This is a genomic window from Helicobacter pylori (assembly GCF_006440215.1).
GTDB lineage: Bacteria > Campylobacterota > Campylobacteria > Campylobacterales > Helicobacteraceae > Helicobacter > Helicobacter pylori_CS.
Map to the genome: position 1 here is coordinate 118,757 of NZ_VEZH01000002.1, position 24,887 is coordinate 143,643.

The following is a 24,887-nucleotide window of genomic DNA, read 5'->3' on the forward strand; positions in this document are numbered from 1 at the left end:
AAATCGCTAGATTTAAAATCAAAAGTCTAGCTCTTAAATTAGCGTTAGCTTGAATAAAATTTGGGCGTTTTAAATGCCTTGTTAGTAATGGAAAGAAGTTTAGCTTGAAAGTGTGCGAATTAGATAAAAATTTAGCAATGTTGTTAAGTCTTAAAGGGTTTGTATGCTAGATAGGGCTATATTAGATACTAAGCTAGATAGTCGCCCTATGGACTTATCTTTCTTAGATGATATTTTAAAGCATATGCAAAAGCCTAGATTTAGTGATAGCGATAAAGTAGATAAAAGATTGCTCATTAAGTTCAATCAATTTAACCCTAACTCAAAGTTTATTAAATCTAATCTAGTTGGCACAAAAACAGCTAGTCCTGTGCTTATTAAAAACATAGGGCAAATGAAACGCTCCCACTTAGAAAATGCCCTAAATTATGCTTTAGAAAATAGCGAAACAGCTTACAATGAAATGTTTTTAGAATGCGATAAACAATTCATCTTAGAGAGTTGGCTCAATGACTTTGATTTGACTAAAGATTATAACGAGACTATGCACTTAGTTTTTTCTATCAAAGATAAGCCAGATGAAGAGACAATGCAAGGGCTTTTACATTCTACTTGGGAGAGCTTAAAAATAAGATTGCCTGAATACAAGTTTGCCCTTGTGCCACACGCTCATCAAGACCATGCCCATATCCATTGTTTTATCAATAAGACTAATCAGCTCACACGAAGAAGACTGCGTTTTAAGGGGCATGAAGATTGTAAAGAATTTTTTAATGAATTAAGAAGTGAGTTTGCTTATAGGTTGAATGACCACTTATTGAGCGAAGAATACTTGTATGTCAATGAGCCAAAATTTAAAGAGCTAGACAATGTCAAACAACAATTACAAGACTTGGAAAAAGAAGAAAAAGCCTTAGAACAAATCAAATCCCCACAAGATGAGTGGGACTTAAACAAGGCTTTACAAAGCGAGTATTTACAAGAACTCAAATATAAAAACAAAGCAAAAGCCCTAGACATTCAAAATAACCACAGCACCCCTTTAAAACAAAAGATTTCTGAATTTAAAATCGCTCTGTTTAATCACAAAGACACAAGCGATGATGAAAAAGAACAGCTAGATATTGACAGGATAGATAAGAGAAAACCAGTAAGCGAACACTTAAAAAACACTAACAAACACGAGCTATACGAACTCTTAGGCTTTTATCAAAAAGAATTAGATAAAAAACAAAACCATTCAGCCTTTAAGAATTTTGCTATTCTCAATGGTTTAGACAGAGACTTTGAAAGAGAGACTAAGGGCTATTCTGTTTTAAAGAAAAAAGAAATGCTTTTAAATAAGCTTGAACACCTAGACAAACGCCTTTTAGATAAAAACTCACACTTACTATTAGCCCAGCTAAGAAATGAAGTTAAAACCAAGCAAAACACCCAATACAACACTCTAACTAATCCTATTCTTTTAGCCAAAGCCTTAGAACTTTCTAAAGATAAACGCCCCACTCTCAAAACTTTTAAAAACGCTTATTTTAGTGCTAGAAAATATCAATTCATGCTAGAGAGCTTTAAAACTAAGCAAAATGACCCCACTTACAAGCTTAATGATAACACTTATGAGCTAGTGAGTAAGCAACTACAAGACTATCAAAACACCATGCTTTTATTAGCCAAAGAGAGATTACTTTTTTTAGAACAAGATTTAAAACAAAAAGAAGAAGAATTTGAAAGAGCCAAAGAACATTATGTGAAATCTTTAAAACATTATAGAGAAACTTCATTGTCTCCAAAAGAAAAACAAGGCTTTCTCAAACAAATTAAACAATTTTCTAAAATTTCTAAGGATATTCTCTATACTTGTAATGAAATCATAGGAGCTAATAGGTTTTTAACCCACTATGACAACCTAAACCTTGAAAAAGTCCTAGAACACGCTAAAGATACTAAGCTAGAGCAAAAAGAAATTCAAGCTATCACAAAAGAGCCTAATAACGATGAGCCTTGGATTGAGTTTGGTAAAAAAGAACAAGCTAGAGCTAAAGCACACTATCAAGCTATGCTAGAAAAAGAAAAAGCTAAAGAATTAGCTAAACAACAAGCTAACACCTTGCACTCTAATGAGCTTGATGATGACCCTAAAGCTCATGCTGGATTAAAACAAAATGACAACACAAACTTTAAAGGGCGTAATAGATAATGCTCTCAAGCGATGGTTGCCTTTAATGTTCTTAATAAAGAATATACCCTTTGATTAAAGGGGTTTATTCTTGTTCTTTTCACAAATTAGCTTATTTAAACAGATATACAAATAAAGCACTCTAAAATGCCCCACAATCAAAATAAAGCCATAAGATAAGACAAACTATTAACCTAAAAACAAAAACGCTTTAAAACGCCTTGTAGAGCTTAAATTTTTCTTAAGTAGCACGCAAAAATTTAAAACCTTAAAGTTTTCTTAAACATAATCATAAAACAAGTTTAAACCTAACCCTTGAACCTACTATCAAATCAAACTTAACTCTTTTAATACTAAGAGCTAGAAACAAACCTTAACCCTACACACTCTAAACAAAAACCTTTCTAATCCTAAATGCTAATGAGACAAACCGCTTACAACCTAACTTAAATAACACAAGCCTTGACTAATCATTCCTTCCACAACTAACATGTCATTGATAGGTAATTCCTATTTTTCTTTTATTTTGATTTTGTTCTTATTTTTACTAATAAAAGAAATTAAAAACTTTCCTTAAACTAAACCTAGCCACAACTAACCTTATGGCTCTTTCAGTCAGTTTGTCTCTTTTAATCAAAAGTTCTTTTTCTTGATTTTTCTTTTTTTCCTTTAGCAAGTTCCTAGTTGTCTAATTTAATCAAGTTTTTTAAAAAAAAGAAATCCCCCTCATGACATGATATTTACTAATAACATGTTTACTCAATAGGTTAGGAAAGAAAGGTAAAACTTTCTTTCCCTTAATATTTTTATAACTATACGGAACTTAAGTTCCGCTTTCATATCTAATACCCATAAACACGCACTTCTTAACCTTAAAAAGCGCTTAAAGCTTACTTTCAAAAACTATTTAATCGTTGACAAATTCAATTTTTGTATTTAGTGAGTAATGCAAATAACTATGTATTTGATTATTTACTTTTAAGGGGGCGAAATTTTGCTTTTATGCCTTAGTTAAAAGCGGAACTTTTTAGAGATTTAGATTTAAAGGCGGAATTTCAAATCTCTAAGGAGCCATGCAAAATTTTTAAAAATACCGCTTTTAGAACCTAACAAACTAAAAAACATAAAACTCTCATTCTTTAAGATTTCTTTTTATATTTTAATAAGGGAGCAATATGCCACATAACAAACTCACTAAATCTCAGAGAGAACTCTTTTGTAATCTCAAAGCCTTTTTATACACTAAGGCTAAAAACTTCACGCCCATTCAAGATGTGAAGGATATGGCTTTAATCCTAGACACACAAGATAAAATCTTAAAATGTCATAATATAGAGCAATTAAAACAACTCTGTCATATTCTTTATAATCAAGGCATTAAACACACTATAATGATGCAAGGCTTGTTTTTATTCTTCAACTATTTTAAAGATGATCTCAAATTAAGAAGTTTTAGAGTGCTTAGCGAAGAGCAAGTCATTAACTTTCTTTTTGAACTTGCTCAAAATAGAAAGCCAAGCTCTATGGCTAAATATGTGATGTATTTAAGACAATTCTTTGATTATTTGGATAGAAAAAGGCGTTATAGCTTTGATTTTACGCTTAAAAACCTAGCCTTTGCTAAGACCAAAGAAAGCTTACCCAGACATTTAAACGATAAAGACTTAAAGAGTTTTTTAAAAACACTCTTAGACTATAAGCCAGCTACAAGCTTTGAAAAACGCAATAAGTGTATTCTACTTATTGTAATACTTGGGGGACTTAGAAAATGCGAAGTGTTAAACATAGAATTAAAACACATTCAAGTAGAAGAGCAAAACTACTCTATTTTAATTCAAGGTAAAGGTAGAAAAGAGAGAAAAGCTTATATTAAAAAGAGTTTGTTAGAACCAAGCTTGAATGCTTGGCTTAGTGATGAATATAGACTAAAATATTTTAATGGGGCATATCTTTTTAAAAAAGACAAACAAAAAGCACAAAATTCTTTAACGCTTTATAACTTTATCCCCTTAATCTTTAAACTAGCTCAAATCAAACACTATAAGCAATATGGCACAGGCTTACATCTATTTAGGCATAGTTTTGCAACACTCATTTATCAAGAAACCCAAGACTTGGTTTTAACTTCAAGGGCGTTAGGGCATAGTTCCTTACTCTCTACTAAGATTTATATTCATACCACACAAGAGCATAACAAGAAAGTGGCTCTTGTGTTTGATAGTTTGATAGAGAACAAGAAGTAAGGTGGTTAAAATTGATTAGGTAGTTTAGTGTAATTAGTTTAAATAATCTTATTAAGATAAATAATCTAGCATTAGATAATTTTAATTAACTATTTAATGTTTTATTGCTAATTAAAAATGATTAGTTTTATAAGGGTTGTTAAAATCATTGAGATTTTATAGAGTTAGCTTAAATTACAAAATATTCTAAAAACAATGTAATTATAGATTATTGTTACTCATTAAGAATATATTTGATTAACAACACAAATAACTAAATTCTATTAAATACTGATAGATTAACTAAAGCTATTAAATATCTACTTAACAAGATTGTTTATCGTCTACGCTTAGGTGTGGGGGTGTATTCATTGGAATTGTCTAAATCATCTGCGTTGTCATGGGAATTTGAGTAAGTCGCTGTTTTAATTTGGTCTATTTTGTCTATTAAAAAATCATAAGCACTTAAAGAAAGGTCTTTATAATGTGAAATGGGTTCTACCATATCTATTTCTATGCTATAACGCTTTTTATCTAACTCTTGCAAAGAATTTTGAAGAGTTAGTAAGTCTTGCTTAGTTATTTTTTGAGAACTTAAAAGCTTGTCAAATAAATTATTGTCATTATGCAAAGCCACTGCTATATCAAAAATATCTCTTGTTTTATTATCAGTTTTTCTAAAAGTAATCTTTTTAGCGATAATATTTTCTAAACTTTCTATATAAATATCAAAAGCAAAAATCTTTTTAGAATTATCTACATATCTCTCATTACTAGCATAATCCACTAAAACATCTATTTTAATGTTGTCTTTATTCGTTACGCCTATATGATTATGTTGGTCTATGTATCTTGTGCTATCAAAATGACTGCAATTATCTATCCATAATTTAGGGCTAAAAAATCCCAAACATTGAGCATCACTGACAAACAAATCAATATCAAAGCTTAATCTATGCTGGAAGTAATACATGCTCAAAGCTGTGCCTCCTCCAAACTTAATACTACTAGGATTAAGCCCTAAATTCAAAGCATTTTTAATAATGGGATAAAATTGTTCTAGGGCTTGAATTTGAGCTTGAAAGTTGTTTTTGATAAAACTAAGGCTCTTTTCATTGATAGGGATTGATAGAAAGGACATGTAAAATATTCTCCATGGGAATGTGATAGTCTTGTGAAAACCATTCTATTTCTTGCTCTAATGCCTCTGTTTGAATTGTGCCTATAATATACTTGTCAGTATTGCTTAGATTAGTTGTTTTTTTATCCATAAAAAGCCCTATAAGATACTCTAAACTCACATGCTTATCTTTATTGCCAATAGAGTTATTGATTGTAGCTAATAACATAGGGGCAAATGACATTTTTATCCTCCCTAAATTGATTTGATTGTAGTTTAGCAAATTTTGTGTTGGTTTTGGTTTGACTTAATTAGTTATAAAAGAATAACCAAATTCTACTAAATACATACAAAATAACTTAATATTTAATTATTATTAGTATTTCTTTAAATTTCTATGCTATAATGATTACAATTCAAGTTAAGTTAAAAGGAATAGAAAAATGATTAAATTAAATGGTTTGAATAAAACTTTAAAAACAAGCTTATTAGCTGGGGTTTTACTAGGTGCTACTGCTCCCTTAATGGCAAAGCCTTTATTAAGCGATGAAGACTTATTGAAACGAGTAAAACTACACAATATCAAAGAAGATACGCTGACTAGCTGTAATGCTAAGGTGGACGGCTCTCAATACTTGAATATAAACCCTTAATCCCATATACTAAAAATGGGAAAACCAAATTGGTCAAATTTAACATTAGGGTTTTGAAAGTATATTCTAGCTCTTTCTCTTTCGTTTATTCTTTTTTGCGTTAATTGTTTGTCTATATGGTTTTCTTCTTTCCCAAAGCCATCATTATTTTGCCTAAAATAATCATCTGCCATAATCTCGCTTTGCATTGCCATTGTTTGATTTAAAAAGAGCATTTGATTGGTAATTTCTTTTAAATATTTTAGAGTGAGTAATTTAATCCTTTGATTGAAATTTGCGTAGGCTTGGCTTTGAGCGTCTTTATTGGGGGCTTTGGTTAAATCAAGTGTGAGCGTTTGGATTTCTTGTTCTAATTCGTTATCTAAGCGAGTTGTTCTAAATACATTATCAATAGGGTCGCATTTACCCAAAACTAACGCCTTAAAGCCCCTAGCTTTTAGTTATGGGGATACAAGGCGAAACGCCTTTAGGCGTGCCAATATGGAATAGGGGTATTAGAGTCAATATCATACACAAAAATAAGGGTAATGTTATGAATATCTTGTATTAGTTATTTTTTTTATATATACTACAAATATGAGTAACGCTGTTTTATACAAAAGCAATCATAATGTTGTCTATTCTTGCAAATACCATATCGTGTGGTGTCCTAAATACAGGCGTAAGGTCTTAGTGGGAGCTGTAGAAATGAGATTGAAAGAAATCATTCAAGAAGTGGCTAAAGAATTAAGAGTAGAGATTATAGAGATGCAAACCGATAAAGACCATATCCACATTTTAGCTGACATTGATCCAAGCTTTGGAGTGATGAAGTTCATTAAAACCGCTAAAGGTCGTAGCAGTAGGATATTAAGACAAGAATTTAACCACTTAAAAACAAAACTACCTACTTTATGGACCAATTCCTGTTTCATTTCAACAGTGGGGGGGTGCGCCTTTGAATGTTGTCAAACAATACATTGAAAACCAACAAAACAGCAACCGCCCTAAGCAAAAAGAAAAATGGAAAAGTTATGTTGATAACCTACAAACAAAAGCTCTATAATAACGATAAGAATAGGCGTATAGACACACTATTAAGGCGTTATGGCGTGTTTTATAACCATTGCATTGCCTTGCACAAACGCTATTATAGACTTTTCAAAAAGTATTTAAAGCTTAACGATTTGCAAAAACACACCACCAAATTGAAAAAGACCCATCGTTATGCTTTTTTAAAAACACTAGGCTCACAAACCCTGCAAGATTTAACTGAAAGGATAGATAAAGCGTTTAAAAAATTCTTTAAGAAACAAGCCAAATTGCCACGATTTAAAAAAGTAGCCAACTACAAATCTTTCACTTTCAAAAGCCAAGTTGATAAAAAGACAGGGTTGAATAAGGGAGTGGGGTTTGAGATAAAAGACAATGTTGTTTCTTTTAATGGTTATAGCTACAAGTTCATTAAAACTTATGCTTTGATAGGGAAAGTAAAAACTCTAACCATTAAAAGAGATAATATGGGCGATTATTTCTTGTGTCTAGTCTGTGAATTAGAAAATAACCCTAACAAGCAAACCGCATGCGATAAAAGCGTGGGCTTTGACTTTGGGTTAAGGACTTTTTTAACCGGATCTGACAATACCAAGATAGAATCGCCTTTATTTTTCTCTAAATACTTGCCTTTGATTAAACGACTTAGTAAAAACCTTAGCAAGAAAGTTAAGGGTTCTAATAACTTTAAAAAAGCTAAAAAGAAACTAGCCCAACTGCACCAAAAAATCAAACACTTAAGAACCGATTTCTTTTATAAATTGGCTTTGAAGTTAAGCAGAAAATACCAAAGCATTTTTATTGAAGACTTGAACATGAAAGCTATGCAAAAACTTTGGGGTAGGAAAGTGAGCGATATAGCTTTTAGCGAGTTTGTGAAAATCCTTGAAAACAAGGCTCATGTCGTTAAGATTGATAGATTCTATCCTAGCTCTAAGACTTGTTCTAATTGCTTATCTGTTGATGAAAACTTTAATAAAGACATTAAAAAATTAGGCAAAACAGATAAAGAAAGAGAATACCACTGCAAATATTGTGGATTGGAACTAGACAGGGACTTAAATGCGTCTATTAATATTCATAGGGTTGGGGCATCAACTCTTGGGGTAGAATTTGTAAGACCTACCTAGTAGGCTGAGTTTGCTTGATCCCAATTTTCCTCATGCTTTAGCTAGAATCCCCTAGCTTTAGCTATGGGGAGTATGTCAACTGTCTCTTTATTTTCTCTGCAATAATGTATCCCTTGCTTATTATGGTTAGCTGTAGGGTCAGTTACACCAAACTCAGTTTGTAGGACATCAAGTCTTTTTAGAAATGGGTCAAGTTTCTTTTTTAACTGCCTATTATCATTAACCTTTTTCTTTACTCTAAGCAAAAATCTTCGTTTTTGCTCTTCTGATCTATTGCCTGTTGCTAAAAGAGCTTGCTCGCTTTCATAATTACTATCGTTTACCATTTTACACAACATTTCTCCCCACGCTCTACCACTCAATCCCCCAGCAAGTGATTGCATGTTTTCATAGCCACTGCTACTTAGAGATTGGATTAAATTTTGCACATCTCTTGCGGTTTGGGTTTGTTCGCCATTTTTAGAAATAAGATTATTAAGATTTTGTAGATTGACAATCTTATTGTTAGTAAGAGCATTGACATTAAGCCAAGGGCATTGTTGCGATAAATACTTGTTTCTTAGCAAATTTTGTGTGTTCCAATTTTCTATGCTTTGCTTTAAATTCTCATAGTTGTATCTAATGCTTTGAAGTTGATACTGAGCGTTTTGTAAAACTTGCATAGGATTGGCTAAAGTGATAGCACTACTACTAATCAAAGAATTAGTCGTATTTATCATGTTATTGACTTTTTGTAACTGATTGACTTGAGCTTGAGCCTTAGAAATAATCTCTTCGTATCTTTTGATACTATCTACCATTTTGCCTATGATAGTGGCTTGACTTGCATGGGTTTCTGGGTCATTGACAATCAAAGGAGTTTCCCCCTCTGCAAAGACACTTTTGCAACATAGAAGAGTGCTAAAAAGTGCACTAAAAATTGATTTTTTCATTTTTAAACCTTTCATTTGTTATTTTTATCATTATCAAATCCAAAGCCACTTTTAACACTTGCTACAAAGTGTCTCACACCAGCTTTAGCACTTCTTGCATTTACAGCATTTGCCCCTCCACTTAGTCCAGCAAGTCCAAGAGCTTTAGCTCCAGCTTGAAGTCCTGCTAGTCCGCCCCCAGCACTCTGATAGGCTTGCTTAACTTGATTAGCAACCATAACTGCACTACCCCCAAATACAGCTCCGCCTATTGTCATGCCAATTTTTTGCATCATTTCTGTTACTGCCCCCACGCCTCCACTTGTGCCAAAGATATTATTGATAAAATCAGGCACTCGTTTGACTAGAAAGAAACAAATCACAGAACCTAAAACAATAATGGTTAAAAAGCCTACAATAGAACTATGGGCTATATAAGAGTTCCAATCTCCTTTTAAGACATTGCCAAAGGCATCAATAATTTTTCCCTCATTTGCCATTTTATCCGCATTGCCATAAAAGCCTTGTGTGACTTCGTGTTTAGTGGGGATTAAAGCATTGACTTTATAGATTATTCCATAATTAAAAAAAGCTACTAACATCATACAAGGTTTATAAAGAGTAAGGGAAATGAGCTTTTTAAGATAGCTAAATAACATGCCTTTGGTTTGGGGGATTAAACCTAAAGGCAATACAATTAAACCTAATGCTGACCACATAAAAATTTCTGCTGTAACTAATAACACAATAATAAGCAATAAGCCTAAAAACAATAATTCCCCTAAAATCACTAAAAAAAACATGATTATTTTAGGTATCATTGTGAGCCAATTAAACATGCTAATACCATCAAAAGCATTATCCCACAGATTAACTATCATTGCATAAGCACTTGAAACTAGATTGCCTATATTAAAGGTTTCACTAGGACTAGCATTAGCATTGGTAGGAATTTCTAAGCCATCATTTAAGCTTTGAGCGATAAGTATAGCAAGCTTTTCAGCTGGATAAAATATCGTGTTAATGAAATAGGTGTTAAAATCATTAGGATTTCTAATCCCCCAATTGATAAACCCCACAAACACGATGAATACAACCACTCCCATAGCGGTTTTAAACTCAAACATATCGCCCTCTTTCACACGCTTATACGCACATATCATAAATAAAATAGTAATAATGGTGTTTAAAATGAGTTGTGCATGAAAAAAGCTACCCACATGTTCAGCAAGACTTTTGGCTACTTTTTGAGATGGCTCAACAAACATGCCCATAAGGGTGTCAAAAAAATTCATCGCCCCCTCCCTTTAACACAACTTTGTGCTTGTAAATTTTCTTTAGCATTTTCTAAAATGCCCTTAAGCCTTTCATTAAAGGGCTTAATGCTATCAATTTGTTCTAATTTATCCATGATATTTTCCTTTTCTTGTGTTGAAGTGTAGTTGTCTTTTAATTTTTCTAAATAGCTTTCTAAAAACTCCGCCATAGTGTCAATGTTAATCGCCTTATTTTCTATAATGTGTGCTAATTTCAAATCATCATTACAATCTTTTGAAAAAGGCGTATAAATAGTGGGGAATTGCTGTGTAAGAGCATATAAAATACCCTCGCATTTTTCTTTGTATCCTTTACCCTTAATATCATTATCAAAGGCTAAGATGACATTAAAACTATCTTGTGGCTTATTAACAGGCTTAGGCTTTCTGTATTCTCTAGTTCTTTCAACTTGCTTGTTGTAAATAAGAGCATTTTTTTCTCTTTGATAATTTTTAATAATGTCGGTGTAAGTCTCTACTACCACGCTATTAAAATCATCACTAGCCCTGCCTTGTCTCACTAATTCTTGCCATTGTTCTTCTTGTTTTAGATAATGGTTATACGCTCCTTGTTGTCGCCCTTTTAATTGCTTAAAAAAACTTTTTAAAAAGAGTTCTAATTTTTGTGCATTAAATTGCCCTGCGGTGCTAATCAAAACGCTCTCTTTAGGCTCTAAACCTTGTAACTCTAAATAAGCTAGACTATCAAAGATATTTTCAGTAACAATGACATTTTTAACTAAGCTTAAATTATTAGGGAACAAGACTTCTATGCCTTTACTTCCTTGTGCGATAGATTTTAATGGCTTGTCTCTTATGTTGCCCTCTTTGTCTGTGCTTAAGGGAGTATTTAGGCGTTTGTTAATCCCACACTGATGAATGGGTATGACATTAAGATTTTTATTCTCAAAAGCTAAATAGGTAGCAAGGATAAGATTATTAAAATTGTCCGTTTTTAAATGCTCTTTATAAGGCTCTAATAGCTTTGTATCAATGCCACGCTTTTTAATGAGTGTAGCGTTTTGTAAATCATAGGGTTTAAGGTTTTTAAACTCATTGATGATTTTTTGAATTTCTTCGTTATTTTCGCTAGAGTTATCCCTTGCTTGTAGAGTATCTTTTTTATTGCGATAGCCTTCTAACTTCCCAGCGAGTAAGTCTTCAACGCTGATATTTCTATCCTTACAAAAAGTAATGATATTACCGACCTTATCGGTATGAGTTTCTTTGTAGGTGTAACTAATTGAGCCATCTTTATTTTGATTTTTAAAGATGACTAAACTTCCCTCTTCGTTTTCATGCTTTAAGCAAGGGTTATTCTTGCTATGCTTATTTTTGTTGATAACATAGCCATTATCTAATAAAATCTCATGCAAAGGCAAGGCAGTGAGATTAGGGATATAACTCATAGGATTTTCCTAACGCCTTCTGCTCTTAGAGAGCGTATTTTGTGTGTAGCCATAATCTATAGTTGGCATTTCTTTTTTCACTTCTTTTTGAGCGTTATTTTGCTCTTTAGCTAATTCTTTAGCTTTTTCTTTTTCTAGCATAGCTTGATAGTGTGCTTTAGCTCTAGCTTGTTCTTTTTTACCAAACTCAATCCAAGGCTCATCGCTGTTATTACTCTGTGCTTTCTCTTGGATTTCTTCTTTTTGGCGTTCTTGTAAGCATTTGTGAGCTTTAGGGTCATAATTTAGCCATGGTTCATCAGGATGCAAGGTTTTCTTTGGCTCTTGCTTAGATTGTGGCTCTTTTGCTTGAGTAGTGCCATTTTGCTCTATAGCTTGGTTTTGTTTTGTGTTTTCTTGTTGTGTAGCGGTGCTATTAGTTTGAGCGTTAGCAGTCTCTTGTCTTGGCTCATTTTGTGAGTTTTTAGGTTGCTCTGAATTTTTATTAGCCTTATTTTGCTCTTTAATAGCATTTGCCCCCACACTTTGAGTGGCGCTATCTAAATTTTTGAGTGTTTTTGCTTGTTGCTTGTCTAAATGCTTTCGCATCACTTCATACACTCTATTATCCATAGGCTCTAAGCTATCTTTAGATTTAGCTAAATAATCTTTTAAGACTTCGTGGTGTTCTTTTTCTAATTGGTGTCCCAAGATAGACTTAACGCTTAATTGCAAGCCCTTATCTTGCATGTGCTTATTACCATGCGCTTGTTCTAAGCAATCCTTAATCAAATTGATATGCTCTTTAGTGAGCTTGGTTGGCTCTTTTTGGCTTACCACTAATAAGACTTTCAATTCATCTTCATTCATGTGGTTTTTAGCGTAATTTAAAAAGCTCTCTTTAAAATCAAGCTTAGTCTTAATGCGTTTTTGCTTAATATCAAGCTCGGTTTGTTTAAAGAAACTATGCAAACTAGCGTATTTGTCTTTAAGGTCTATATCATTGCTAGGTGTTTTCTTTTCTTGCTATTTTTGTGCGTATTCGCCTTGTTCTTGTGTGTTAGGCTCTTTTTCATTAAGCTTATTGCTTTCTTCTAAAGCAATAGAAGCGATTTTACTTGTAGTATTTTCTCCTGTAGGTCTTAGCAATTCAAGCTCATTAGGATTTAAAAAAGTGATAACTTCGTTTGTTTCATCTCTTATAACTTGCAAACTCTCTAAAAGTGTTGCACTTTCATTATCCAAACCTTGCTTGGTATTATTATCTCTTAATGTCTCTAATTCTAAGTCTTGCTGGTTTAAAAGCTCTTTTTCTTGCTCTTGAAAAACTTGTTGCTCATAGAGAGTATCAGGGTTTTGGCTCTCATAATATTGCTCTAGGGTTTTATTTTCGCTCTCTAGGGCGTATCTTTCTAGCTCTTCTTTTTCAAGCTTATTTTCATGCTCTGCAATACTAATTTCTCCAACTCTTTGAATTTGATTTTCTTCATAATCTTGTAGTGCCTTACTTTCAAGCTCAGTCTCTTCTCTTTCAAGCTCTTGTTGTTCTAACTTGGCACTAACTCGTGCAATGCCATCATCTTCATTCATTTGTATGTATTGCTCTTGTTGGTATTCATAATACTCATCTTCGCTCATTTCTAAAAAGCTTTTTTCTTCTGTAAGCTCTACTTCATTTTCGCTAGAATTTTGTATCTCATGTTTATTAGCATTTTGTGTCTCAACAATCACTTTTTCTAAACTTTCTACAAACTCGCTTGGATTATCATTAGAGATAGATTGCTCTTCATTGATTTCTTGTTGGAACGCATTAAAAAAAATCGCTTACATTTTCATTGTCTTTTGTATTAGAGATTTCATTTTTCATGCTCTCAATGACTTCTAGTATAGAAGAAATGTCATCTTTTAAGCCCTCTTGGCTTAAAGACTTGATTTCTTGTTCTAAAATGCCTAAAAAATTGGTGGGGTCATTTTTAGAATTTTTAACTTCATCTAAAAAACTCTCTAAAAAAGCGTCCTTTCCATCATCACTCCAAGCTTTCCACGTCTTTAAAAATCCATTGATAAAATCTTGCATTATCTGCCCCTGCCTTTAGATTGAGTAAGCACTACTTCATCATTAGCAAAGTAGTGGTCATACTTTTGTTGCTGTGGTTCTTGATAGATTTTGTGTTGCTTTCTTTTTTCATGATGGGTTGCCCCATATTGATTGACATAATCTAGCACTTTGTTATACTGCTTTTCATTCAAATGCTTGGATTAAATCATAAATCACCAAATTTTGATTATTCATAGAGAAAGTATTGCTAATGTATTGTGTTCTTAAAGTTTTAGGGTCTAATTCTTTAAGCTTAGTTTTGTCTAGCGTTTGAAAAACATTGACATTGTAGAGATTTTTAATCTCTAAAGTCGGCTCTATGTCTATCTTTTCTTTTTTAAATTCGTAAAAGGGCGTTTTGCCATCTTGCATATACTTGATATTACCCTCTTTGTCTCTTTGAGGAACTTTTTCATTCTCATAAATCACTTCGCCATTAGAATAATGCTTAAGATTGCCCTCTTTGTCTTTAAGGGGGATTAAATTACCCTGTTCATCTCTTGCTTTAACATAGCGCATTTCATAATCTCTAATATAAGCAATACTTGCCTTATCATAAAAGCCATTAGGATTATTTTTACTCTTAGTGTTGTTTTTAATATGCTCCACTTCTTTAGGGTTTGCCCCAAGTTTTAAGGCATCATCTAAACCTACCCAAACATTACTCTCATAGCCATTCTCATGTTGCTTGGCATCTAAAATAAGAGAATTTAAGCCATTATAGGCATTGCCAGCATTACCATTATAAGCTCTATTATTTGGCTTAAACTCTAATCCAGATTCTAAACTTTTAGCAATTTCGCTCGCTAAAAACCTAGCAAAAACCTCTTTTTGCTCTTTAATATCCATTTCATTCCACGCTTTCATTTAATGCTCCTTGTTTTTATTGACTTCATTTTCTAAGGAATGTTCTAACTCTATTTTTGTTTCTTGTTCGCTTTTAGGCTCTACTCCCATTTGCATAAACTCTATCATTTGCCATTCATTCATAGGGTATTTTCCCTCTTTAAGTTCTAAAAAATCTTGTGTCATTTTTTCTGTCCTTGTTTTTAAAAAATCTTTTTAGAATGCCATTAAAATTACAAGGAAATCAAGGTCTTGACTTATTTACTTTTTCAAAGTGTGTGCGTACACATATGCCACTTTTTAAGCTATTTTTAAGCAAAAAACACAAGTGTGTACGCACACATTTTTTAGGCTCAAACCATGCAACCCCATAAAATGCGTAACTTAATCTAAAAGTAAATGAAAAGTAAATAAACCTAAAAATTTAATGAAAAAAAGTTAAAATTTAAGCTAATCTTAAGCTAAAATGATAGTTTTTTGCTCCTTTTTAATGTTTAAAAAAACTTTTTTTAAAAATGAAAAAGACAAATTAAACCTTAGAATTTCTTGAGAAAGTTCGCTTAAAATGCTTTAAATTTAATTGATAATTTAATTTCTTAATAGTTTAATGATATAAGCTAAATAAGAATAAATTCTTTTAATATTGTAATATTAAATTAAAAACTAAATACTCTTTAAATAACATAGTTTATTATCCCTTACTAAGTTTAATTATTTACTATGTTTATATAAAAAATCTTAAACAATCAAATTGTTTAAAGTTAATTCAAAATCTATATAATTGTGATATACTTTTAAAACAACTAAAATAAGGAAAATAACATGACCATTTGCATTGCTAATGAAAAAGGGGGGAGTGGTAAAAGCACGCTTTGTTTAAACTTAGCCGTGCAATTACTCAAAGACAATAAAGAAGTGGTTGTTTTAGATACAGATAGCCAAAAGTCTATGGAAACTTTTACGGAAATCCGTTCAAATAACGAATATAAAACTTTTAGCTTATTTAATCGTAGTAGTGGGTTTAGTGATACCTTAAAACAAATGGTATCTAAGTATGAAAATATCCTTATTGATACTAAGGGGGAATACAGCAAAGAAACCCAAAAAGCTATGTTTTTAAGTGATATTGTGCTAGTGCCAACAACTCCTAGCCAATTAGACACTGAAGTCTTAGCTAATATGCTAGAAAGAATTGAGCAACTCCAAGAGCTTAATGAAAATCTAAGAGCCTTAATTGTCATCAATAGAATGCCTATTATTCCTACCTTTAAAGAAAGACAAGTCTTAATAGAGTTTATTAAAGAAAATAATCCTAGCGATAGGATTACACTTTTAGAAAGCTCTTTGAGTGAGCGCATTGTTTATAAGCACAGTGTAAGCGAAGGCTTAGGGGTCATAGAATACAGCGATAAAAAGGCTATCAATGAGTGGGTTAATTTTTATAACGAATTAAAAAGCCATTTAGAAAAAGAGAAAAGACATGCGTTTTAGAAGAGTTAAAAAGCACAAAAATAAACACAATAAGGAGCATACAAGTATGGATTTACAACAAATTGATAAGCTAGAAAAGAAGTTTGAAGAACAAGAAGAACAAGCCCAAGATACCCCCCTAAAACAAGAGCCTAGCACAAAGGAAGTAAAAATCCCTAAAAAAAGGGGGCGTAAAAAAAGCTTGTTAGATGAAGATAAGAAAAAGAGCTTTAACATTGCCTTTAGTCCTTGTGTGATAAAAGAACTTGATGAATTTTTGCTAGAATTTGGCTCATTTAAAGAGACACGAAGCACTTTTATTGAAGAAGCGCTTATTAGGCATTTAAAACACAGAAAAAATACCCAAGAGCAAAAGCTTTTAAAGCAACTAGAAAGATTACAAAACAAAGAAAAGGGCAATAATGAAAACAATGAACTTGAATGAATTTTTTACGCATAAGATAATCTATAAAGACACCCCTTTAAAGTTTAAGGATACACTAGAACAATAAATCAGCCAAGCTAGTTTAGTAGAGAAGTTAATCTTAGCTAATATCTTAGCCAATATGGTGTTTGCTAAGATAAGCAATGAGAATGCCCCTAAAATTCTTATTTCACTCTTGATGTGTAAGTTTAGTCCTATTGATTATGAAAGCACTATTCCTAGTGATTTTAAGCCTATAGATGAAGAAGAATATGAAGATGATTTAGAATGGCTAAATGAAGAAAAAGAAGATAGGCTCTTTAATTACTATCTATTTTTAAATGGTATTAAAGAAAGTGATGTAGAAGAAGTGTTTAATGAAAGTGTAGAAATCTATGATGAGTGCTTAATAGAAATCGCTCAAAATGTCCTTAAAGATAAATTTTCTTATGACATTGACTTATTGCAAGTTTTAGTAAAAGGTTATGCTAAAGAGATTAGAGAATTTTTGAGTTATAAACCTACAAAAGAAATCAAAGACTTTAAAGACAAAGACACCGCACTTTATATCAGCTTAGGAAAAGACTATGACAAAGAAAAAGAGCCATTTTCTAAAAAATTGCAACAATGTTTTAAAGAGATTTTAGAGAGCAAGGGTATTTAAGTAGTTTTAAATAGAATTAAATTAACAAGACAAAACAACTAAAAACTATCAAATACCCACTCAATAAGGTTACTTATCGCCTACGCTTAGGTGTGTAGGTGTTTTCATTAGAATTGTCTAGGCTATTATCATTATTGCTATAGCCTTGTTGCTCTTGCAAGGCATTAAGGGAATGAGATTGTTTTTCAAGTTTTTTATGTATTAGTTGAGCCATTACCCCTAATTCTAGGGCTGTTTCTTCTAAGTCCATAATTTGATTTAATAAAGCATCTAGTTTTACATCTACTAAATAATCGCTCACTAATTTATCAGGGTCTTTGCTAAAATCTTTTAAGCGACTTGCTAAATCTAAGTTAAAATGTTCTTCATAATGCTTGGCTAAAAAATGCAAATCAAATAAATCTCTAGCTTTAGTTCTTGTATGCTCCCCATCAAAGCAAGCACAGAGTTTGTTATCAATAATACGCTCTATTTTAGCAATTCGCATTCCCTCAATCACATTGACTTCGCTCTCTTTTGGTGCGTCTCTATAAGATATTTCTAATTTTAAAGTTTGTTCTTCTTTATTGTCTTTGGTAGCATAACGCACCATATAACGCCCCACACTATCAGTGTCTTTTTAATATGAATATCATTTAAGATAATGCCATTAGGAATAGCACTCTTTACTCTGCCTAAGAGATTGATTTTTTTATGACAATCAAAGTCTAAATCTTCTGAAAAACGATTTAAGCCATAGCCTAGATACAAAGCTGTTCCGCCTTTTAATACCATAGGGGTGTCGGCTAGATTTTTAACAATGGCTCTCATCAGTTTTTCATGATTAAGAGCTTGTTCGCTTAAACTCACTCTATAATGGGGTTTCTTGCTATCCATTTATCCAAATTCTCTCTTTCTTGCTTGTTTAATTTGGGTTTCATCACTTCTATAAGAGCATAGACACTCTCTTTATCTTCAATACTAGGAAACCATTCATCTAGCATAACAACCCCTAGCTTTCCAGTTTGCAATACAGAAACATAGAGACAATCTACACAAGCTCTTGGATGCTCTGCAATATAAGTGGGAGTATGTTTAGGGTAATAGCCCATTTTATTGAGCCTTGCTGTGCCATCTATAATGCCTAGATTGCCTAGTAGTTTATTAGTATTATGAGCTTGTTTTTCACCATAGATATAAACCCCTATATCATCAAACGCATTCTCCATTAAAGCATAGCTACTATGCCAATCTCCTGTGCCTTGTGGGCTATGGATATTTAAAGCCACAATAGAGCTAACATAGACTTCTTTTGAAGTGGGTGGAATATAAAGCATGCTAAACTCTCTCATTAGTTTTAATTAGGTTCTAGTTTAGCAAAATTTCACTTACTACTTCTTATGATACTCATTGATAAAATCCCCACACACTTTCATACTATATTTAAATCCTTTGGGGAGCTTGACATTATGCTTTTTAGCTAACATCTCAGCAAAGCTAATTTGTTTAGGCGTAGCGGGTCTATTTTCATCATTATTAGAGCTACTAGCCTTTTTGTTGTTTTTCTTAAAAAACTCATGCTCTTTAATGTATCGGTCTAAAAACGCCTTAGCCACTCTGTTGTCTTCTTTGTAGTTTTTAAACTCTTCGCTTAAATTTAATTGCAAATCTCTTAAAATATTTTCTATATAAGTGATTTGTCCTTCACTGCTAGGTTTTATCTCATCATCATTTCTTTCTAGCTTTTCAATCTTAGGGCATTTAGAATTTAAATTGCTGATAAAATCCACATAAGAGCTTTTATTTTCTACAATCTCATCTAGCACTTCTTCCATTTGTTTAGTATAGGTCAAATCAATAATGAATTGATAAGCATTTTCAAACACTTCTACCACTCTTTTACCCTTATGTGTAGGCGTAATAATGTGTTTTTTATCTTGGCTAATGCTGATATATTCTCTTTTTACAAGCGTAGGCAAATAGCTCGCATAAGTGCTAGGTCTGCCTATGCCTTTATTTTCTAAAAGCTTGACAAAATCTGCCTCTTTATAAGGGCTTGGGGCATTTCTTTTAATGGTGGCTAAAACTAAGTCATTTAGACTTAACACATCATCAATTTTTAGATTAAATTGTGCGTTTTGTTCTTTTTCTTTATTGTCTTTATCATCATTACTTTCATCATTTTCTAGCTCTTTTTTAGAAAACATTGCTAAAAATCCAGCACTTTTTAAACCCTTTACAGAACATTTAAAATACTCGTTTTTGATTTTAAAGAGCAAATCTTGCTTGTCATAAATGGCATTCTTGCCTTGACTTTCAATGGTTCTTTCAAAAATCAATCTATAGAGTTTTAAAGCGTCTTGATTAGTGATACTAGCATTATAGACTATGCTTTCTAAATCTTCGTATTTGTGGGGGTGCGTGATACGAATGGCTTCATGAGCTTCTGCTTGGCTTTGCTTACCAGCCTTGTATTCTCTTTTTAAATACAAGTCCTTATAAATAGGTGCATAAAAGCTCTCTGTCTCATCTAAAAACTCCACGCTCAAACTTTCCGCATCTGTCCTAATGTAAGTAATCAGTCCAGCCTCAAAGAGATTTTGAGCTAGTGATTGCACTTCGCTAATACTTAAACCAAGCATAGAACTTGCTTTTTCTAAAAGCGTAGAAGTGATAAAGGGCTTTTTAGGTTTAGTCTCTACAACAGAGTTTTTTAAATCCTTTAAAAGACAAGCTTTATTATCCTTTAAGCTCTCAAAGAGTTTTAAAGCCTCTTCTTTATCATTGAATTTAATCTCTTCGCCCTTTTCATCACAATGCTTGATAGTTACTTCTCTGTTGGCACTATCGTTAATCTTAGCTTGAATTTGATAGCTTACTTTCTCATTTTCAGGTAAAGCCTTAAATTTTTCAATCTCTCTGTCTCTATCTACAATGAGTTTTAAACAAGGGGTTTGCACTCGCCCAACACTACTACCTTTCATTTGTCCTAAAGCCTTACCTAAATAAGGGGATAGCGTAAAACCTAAAAGCATATCAGCCACTCTTCTAGCTAAGGCACTTTGATACATTTGCTTATTAGTGTTTTCAAATAAAAGAGCATTTTGTAAGCCTTTGTTAATCCCACTTGGTGTGATTTCAAAAAACTCCGCTCTATAAATAGAACTAGCTATTTTTTTAATCTTTTCATAAAAATGATAGCCTATAGCATAACCCTCTCTATCAGGGTCAGTAGCAATATAAACCTTTTTATTTTTACACGCCTCTATTATCTCAAAAATACATTTTTTCTTTTGTGGGTCGTATTCAAAGGTTGGCTTAAAGTTATTGTTTTCATCATAGCTTTTAAGTTGCATAAAATGCCCTATGGTAGCAAAGACCTTAGCTCCTGTGATTTCTCTAATCTTAGCTACCTTATTAGGACTTTCAATAATGATGACGCTGTTATTCATTTGATTGCTCCTTTAAAATTTAACTTTGGGTGCTTTGTGTAACTTCTTGTTCGCTTTCTTCATCGCCTTGTTGCATTTTCTTAAACAAGGCTCTTTTCTCTTCCATACTGATTTCACTCAGTGGCTTTTTTAAAATCTCATCAATTTCATTGTGATTTCCTTGCTCTATATTTTCATTAGCATTTTCTAAGGTAATGGGACTTTCATTGTCTTTCTCGCTTTCTTTTAAGTTTGAATTTTCAAGCTCTTGTGGTGTAGTGGGATTATTCTCGTTAGTGTTTCTCTCATTGCTCTCATTCTCTACTTTTTCCCCCTTATTACTTGGTTCTAAGTCAGCTTTGTTTTGATTAGGGGTTGTTTCAATCTCTGTAGTGGGTTGTATAGGCTCTTCAACTCTTTGTCTCTCTACTTCTAAATCAATAGGCAAATTAGCTCTTTTTAAAAGCTCTTTATCTTTGAACCAATAATTAGCCTTAAGTTTTAAAGGGGTAGCTTTAGCCCCTGTAACAATAACAATGACTTCATCTGAATTGATATTCATAATATCTTGGGCTGTGAGTAAGTTTCTACCCTCATGGCTATAAGAAGAGCTACCTCCAAAGACCAATTGACCTTTTTCGGTAGAATAATTTTTAGATTGTCTTGTAAATTCGCCCACTTCCTTAGAGACAATCTCAGCATCTTCAGCACTATTCATCTTAAAGACAATGTTATAATGCACCACGCCTTTTAAGATTTTCAAATCATCATCGCTATAGTATTTTCTAATCATCGCATAATCTTGCGTGATGAATAAGGGGACAACATTATAAGAGCGACAAAGTGCTGGCATTTCTAACAAGAAAGGCAACTTACCAAATCTAACAAATTCATCAGCAATGATAAAAATACGCTCTTCAGGTTTAGAGCTTTCTTTGACCATAAGGTTTTTAGCAATACTCTCTAAAAAGGCTCTTACTAAAGAAGAAAGTGTGCCTATATCAATTTGAGCGATTACAATGTAAATACTGATATTGCCCGTTCTTAATTCTTCATAATCAAAGCTCATTTTAGAAGTAGCTTCACGCACTTTTGGGTCTTTATAGACATACATAAAACGCTTAAAAGAAGACATAATGCTCCCAAATTCATCATCAGGAGTGTTTGCCAAACTCCTAGCATCTGTCCTTATAATCTCATCTAACGCCCCTTTTGTTCCATAAGGGGGTTCAGGTTCTCTTGGGTCATAGTTTTTTTCATCATTCATATCTATGTATTTTTGGTCAGCCACTTGATTTAAAAAGAGTTTTAAAACATTAGCTTGGGGATTTTTCATAGGGGCGTTAGTTTGTGGGTCTAAGATAACTTCGCCTGTCTTTTTATCGTGTTGGTAAAGTTGCTTGTAATAAGGGCTTTTAGGGTGTATTAAGGGGGCATAATCATTAGCTGGTGCGATAGAGACATCATAAAAAGAGCTATGCCCTTTGGTTACTACTTGTAAAAGAGCAAAAAAGACAAAAAGCTCTTTAGCTTTAGATACCCAATGGTCTTCTTCATCTACAAAAATACCATCGCCTACTGCTTTAACATGCCTTAATTGCTCCGCAAAGGTCATCTTTTCAACAATCCTTTTATCAAAAGGATTGAAATAGCAAGTGTTATCATCACCATAAGGATTAAAAATTAAAATTCTATTGTTTAAGAATTTTTGTCTATAACCTGCGGTCTTATCTCTTAGTTCGCCTTTAATATCAGTGATAATACAGCTATTAGGCAAAGTCAATAAATTTGGCAAAGCCACACATGCAGTTTTTCCAGCACCAGGGGGTGCAACAATCATCGCTCCTAAGGGCTTGTCATAGCACACATTTCTAAGCTTTGGAAAACCAAATTTACCTAGAATAAAGCCATTATCAAATTGCACCCCTAATCTATGCACCACTTTACAAAAGCCCTCTTTGCTAAAAATTTTAAAGCATTCTATATCTTTAACATTAGCCCATCTCGCATAGCCATGCGAAGTTTCTGTGGTTTTTGGGAAATTGATATAAATCGTAGCCACAAAGGGCATTAAAGAGATTAGCATAGTAAGATAGACTTCAAATTTTAAATCAAAGATGCTTGCCCCATGATAAAGCCCTACAAACACGCTTTGAGAAAAGAAATAAGCCTGTCTCAACGACTTTAAGGCATCAAAAGTGTAATAATTTGCCAAGATAAAAAATAAGGGGATAAGTAAAATGCTGAAAAGCACGCAAAAAGCCTTCACAAATTGCATTTTCATGCGTTGTCCTTTTTTGGATCAGTAGTAGATTGTTTTTCATTAAGAGCGTTGAGAATTTTTGAAATGGCGTTAAATTCTGTTTGGCTTTTTTGTTCTTTGTAAATTTGAAGTAATAATTCCAAAGAGATTTTTTTACACTCTTCTACATTTTTATTAAGTGTATCCATAACCTTAAAAATCTCTTCTAAGAATGCTAAATTCTGCAAATAAAAGGGTTTGTTATACTTAATGGTAATGTTAGTGTTTTTAGTTAATTGATTGAGATTATTACTATTAGCAATGAGTTCTCTATAGACATGCTGATTGATACTAATGACTTTAAACAAGCTTTCATAAAATTCTTTTGTTTTTAGCGTTTCTTTGCTAGGGTCTAGCCCTAATACAAGATTTTCTACACACTGCGTAACACTAATCTTTTTGACCTTTAAATAGTTTTCTAAAATATCTTTACACTCATTTGAAATAAAGCAATTGATACGCTTACCCAGCTTTCGTTTGTTTTGATATTTTTTCATAGGCTATCTCTTAAATCTTTTGCTGGTAAGATTTCTTGAATGTATCTGGTGTTAGTGGCTTTATCTAATACAATTTGAACGACAATATCCACACTGCTTTTAAAGAATTTTTTTGCTACATTGACATCTAAACCACTTTTATTCATTTGTAAATTTAAAGCAATCGCCTCTATAACCCCATGCACACTATCTGCATGTAAAGTAGAAACCATGCCTTTATGCCCAGTGTTTCCAAATCTTAAAAAGAGCATGGAATTTCGTGTGTCAATCTCGCCTACCATAAGCCTATCAGGAGACATTCTCATTGCCATATTCAAGGCGTTTTCATAGGTAAATTTAGAGCTTTCAGTTTTATCCACTAACAAGGATTTATGATTTTCAAACGCTCTTAAATCTAATTCTTCGCTATCTTCAACGCTTACTATTCGTGTGTGTTTGGGGATAAACTCAATTAGAGCGTTTAAAAAACTCGTTTTTCCACTGCCTGTGCCTCCACTAATGAGTAAGTTTTTGCCCTCAATCATTAAGTTTTGTAAATACTCATAATCGTATTGACAGATACTAGAAAGCTTGAAAGCTTTTAAATCAAACTTTTTATCACTTGGCACTCTAATATTCAAACTCAACTCATTATCCGCACTAATAGCAAAGTGGTTCATGCTCACTCTGTATCTAGAAGTAGGAATGGAAGTATTAAGGGTGGGGTAATTAGCATTAAAAAACAAATCTCTAAAACTCGCTAATTGTTCCCCAAACCCCAGAATAAAGGCTTTGTCTAAATTTTCATCAAAGACTTTTTCTCTTACTCCATTAAGCTTATAGAGCCAAATTTCTTTTTCTTTATTCATAATTAGCTCTGTAATACCGCTATCTAAATAAGGCAATAGCCTTAAAATAGCGTTTCTTAAAGCCCTATAATCTTTGAGTTTGTCTAAGTCCATAGAATTACTTTCTTTTTAATTCTTCAATATTGTTACTAAGCGTTTCAATCTTGTTATCCAAGTGCTTAATGCGTCTTTCAAACTCTCTTTGCAAGCTTTCACGCTTATTGATAGCCTTATCTAACTTATCAGTGCGTCGAACAATTAAATTGGCGTTGTTTTTTAATTCCTTAGCTTTTTGAATATTATTCAATGGCATTTTTTCTACTTCCTTTGGCTCTTGGTTTTGATTATTGGAGTTAATTTCTAACTCGTTTTCTTGCGTGATTTCATCTGACATCATTGGC

General features: G+C 32.6%; 16 protein-coding genes and 8 pseudogenes. 8 read left to right on the forward strand and 16 right to left on the reverse strand.

Translation table 11 applies throughout. The features are described 5' to 3' along the window. Nucleotides 1–163 precede the first annotated feature (163 nt). Both FIM44_RS02050 and FIM44_RS02055 read left to right on the forward strand, forming a co-directional pair. Complete coding sequence (locus tag FIM44_RS02050) at nucleotides 164–2,197, forward strand: relaxase/mobilization nuclease domain-containing protein (protein ID WP_140578864.1); 2,034 nt, start codon at nucleotides 164–166, stop codon at nucleotides 2,195–2,197. A 1,154-nt stretch (nucleotides 2,198–3,351) separates the two neighbouring features. Further along, nucleotides 3,352–4,419, forward strand: a complete 1,068-nt coding sequence (locus FIM44_RS02055) for a tyrosine-type recombinase/integrase (RefSeq protein WP_140578866.1) — start codon at nucleotides 3,352–3,354, stop codon at nucleotides 4,417–4,419. 316 nt (nucleotides 4,420–4,735) lie between these two features. Here the strand turns inward: FIM44_RS02055 and FIM44_RS02060 are convergent, their stop codons facing one another. Both FIM44_RS02060 and FIM44_RS02065 read right to left on the reverse strand, forming a co-directional pair. Continuing rightward, nucleotides 4,736–5,539 carry a nucleotidyl transferase AbiEii/AbiGii toxin family protein gene (locus tag FIM44_RS02060; protein ID WP_140578867.1) on the reverse strand — a complete coding sequence of 268 codons (804 nt, stop codon included), beginning with the start codon at nucleotides 5,537–5,539 and terminating at the stop codon, nucleotides 4,736–4,738. Next, entirely contained in the window at nucleotides 5,511–5,762 is a 252-nt protein-coding gene (locus tag FIM44_RS02065) for a hypothetical protein (RefSeq protein WP_000006537.1), read from the reverse strand. The genes FIM44_RS02060 and FIM44_RS02065 overlap by 29 nt, the downstream gene beginning before the upstream one ends. 199 nt (nucleotides 5,763–5,961) lie before the next feature. Here FIM44_RS02065 and FIM44_RS02070 point away from each other — a divergent pair. Then, a pseudogene (locus tag FIM44_RS02070) lies at nucleotides 5,962–6,159 on the forward strand (hypothetical protein); the annotation flags it as partial. An 8-nt stretch (nucleotides 6,160–6,167) separates the two neighbouring features. On the opposite strand, the pseudogene FIM44_RS02075 reads toward FIM44_RS02070, so the two are convergent. Next, nucleotides 6,168–6,578, reverse strand: a pseudogene (locus FIM44_RS02075) (hypothetical protein); the annotation flags it as partial. Between the two features lie 169 nt (nucleotides 6,579–6,747). Between FIM44_RS02075 and tnpA the strand changes: the two are divergent. Both tnpA and FIM44_RS02085 read left to right on the forward strand, forming a co-directional pair. Next, nucleotides 6,748–7,216, forward strand: a pseudogene (tnpA, locus tag FIM44_RS02080) (IS200/IS605 family transposase). Then, complete coding sequence (locus FIM44_RS02085) at nucleotides 7,185–8,333, forward strand: RNA-guided endonuclease InsQ/TnpB family protein (protein WP_140578871.1); 1,149 nt, start codon at nucleotides 7,185–7,187, stop codon at nucleotides 8,331–8,333. Before tnpA ends, FIM44_RS02085 begins: the two are co-directional and overlap by 32 nt. 62 nt (nucleotides 8,334–8,395) lie before the next feature. Here the strand turns inward: FIM44_RS02085 and FIM44_RS02090 are convergent. The 6 genes and pseudogenes from FIM44_RS02090 to FIM44_RS08460 form a co-directional block, all read right to left on the reverse strand. Then, nucleotides 8,396–9,280 (reverse strand): annotated as a pseudogene (locus FIM44_RS02090) (hypothetical protein); the annotation flags it as partial. After that, complete coding sequence (locus tag FIM44_RS02095) at nucleotides 9,277–10,539, reverse strand: type IV secretion system protein (protein ID WP_140578874.1); 1,263 nt, start codon at nucleotides 10,537–10,539, stop codon at nucleotides 9,277–9,279. The gene FIM44_RS02095 and the pseudogene FIM44_RS02090, both read right to left, overlap by 4 nt. Continuing rightward, nucleotides 10,536–11,969, reverse strand: a complete 1,434-nt coding sequence (locus tag FIM44_RS02100) for a hypothetical protein (RefSeq protein WP_140578876.1) — start codon at nucleotides 11,967–11,969, stop codon at nucleotides 10,536–10,538. The genes FIM44_RS02095 and FIM44_RS02100 overlap by 4 nt, the downstream gene beginning before the upstream one ends. A gap of 9 nt (nucleotides 11,970–11,978) precedes the next feature. After that, nucleotides 11,979–14,025 (reverse strand): annotated as a pseudogene (locus tag FIM44_RS02105) (hypothetical protein). Continuing rightward, a pseudogene (locus tag FIM44_RS02110) lies at nucleotides 14,025–14,913 on the reverse strand (ArdC-like ssDNA-binding domain-containing protein). The pseudogenes FIM44_RS02105 and FIM44_RS02110 overlap by 1 nt, the downstream one beginning before the upstream one ends. Further along, the gene (locus FIM44_RS08460; protein ID WP_000189763.1) at nucleotides 14,914–15,078 is read right to left on the reverse strand and encodes a hypothetical protein; all 165 of its coding nucleotides are present in this window, start codon (nucleotides 15,076–15,078) and stop codon (nucleotides 14,914–14,916) included. 636 nt (nucleotides 15,079–15,714) lie between these two features. Here FIM44_RS08460 and FIM44_RS02120 point away from each other — a divergent pair. From FIM44_RS02120 to FIM44_RS02130, 3 genes and pseudogenes are all read left to right on the forward strand, one after another. After that, nucleotides 15,715–16,383 carry an AAA family ATPase gene (locus FIM44_RS02120; protein WP_140578878.1) on the forward strand — a complete coding sequence of 223 codons (669 nt, stop codon included), beginning with the start codon at nucleotides 15,715–15,717 and terminating at the stop codon, nucleotides 16,381–16,383. Nucleotides 16,384–16,429: 46 nt separating this feature from the next. Next, the gene (locus tag FIM44_RS02125; RefSeq protein WP_120925418.1) at nucleotides 16,430–16,807 is read left to right on the forward strand and encodes a hypothetical protein; all 378 of its coding nucleotides are present in this window, start codon (nucleotides 16,430–16,432) and stop codon (nucleotides 16,805–16,807) included. Next, nucleotides 16,785–17,450 (forward strand): annotated as a pseudogene (locus FIM44_RS02130) (hypothetical protein). The gene FIM44_RS02125 and the pseudogene FIM44_RS02130 overlap by 23 nt, the downstream one beginning before the upstream one ends. A gap of 73 nt (nucleotides 17,451–17,523) precedes the next feature. Here FIM44_RS02130 and FIM44_RS02135 read toward each other — a convergent pair. The 7 genes and pseudogenes from FIM44_RS02135 to FIM44_RS02165 form a co-directional block, all read right to left on the reverse strand. Further along, nucleotides 17,524–18,326, reverse strand: a pseudogene (locus tag FIM44_RS02135) (nucleotidyl transferase AbiEii/AbiGii toxin family protein). Further along, a complete protein-coding gene (locus FIM44_RS02140; RefSeq protein ID WP_000965788.1) occupies nucleotides 18,296–18,766 on the reverse strand; it encodes a hypothetical protein in 471 nt (156 codons plus the stop codon). Before FIM44_RS02140 ends, FIM44_RS02135 begins: the two are co-directional and overlap by 31 nt. 54 nt (nucleotides 18,767–18,820) lie before the next feature. Beyond that, a complete protein-coding gene (locus tag FIM44_RS02145) occupies nucleotides 18,821–20,881 on the reverse strand; it encodes a type IA DNA topoisomerase (RefSeq protein WP_140578881.1) in 2,061 nt (686 codons plus the stop codon). Nucleotides 20,882–20,900: 19 nt separating this feature from the next. Further along, complete coding sequence (locus FIM44_RS02150; RefSeq protein WP_140578882.1) at nucleotides 20,901–23,144, reverse strand: type IV secretory system conjugative DNA transfer family protein; 2,244 nt, start codon at nucleotides 23,142–23,144, stop codon at nucleotides 20,901–20,903. Then, nucleotides 23,141–23,659: a replication regulatory RepB family protein gene (locus FIM44_RS02155; protein WP_140578884.1), complete on the reverse strand. Its 519-nt coding sequence runs from the start codon at nucleotides 23,657–23,659 to the stop codon at nucleotides 23,141–23,143. The genes FIM44_RS02150 and FIM44_RS02155 overlap by 4 nt, the downstream gene beginning before the upstream one ends. Continuing rightward, nucleotides 23,656–24,600 carry a CpaF/VirB11 family protein gene (locus FIM44_RS02160; protein ID WP_000362459.1) on the reverse strand — a complete coding sequence of 315 codons (945 nt, stop codon included), beginning with the start codon at nucleotides 24,598–24,600 and terminating at the stop codon, nucleotides 23,656–23,658. Before FIM44_RS02160 ends, FIM44_RS02155 begins: the two co-directional genes overlap by 4 nt. Before the next feature lie 4 nt (nucleotides 24,601–24,604). Continuing rightward, the gene (locus FIM44_RS02165; protein WP_100973852.1) at nucleotides 24,605–24,880 is read right to left on the reverse strand and encodes a hypothetical protein; all 276 of its coding nucleotides are present in this window, start codon (nucleotides 24,878–24,880) and stop codon (nucleotides 24,605–24,607) included. Nucleotides 24,881–24,887 lie beyond the last annotated feature (7 nt).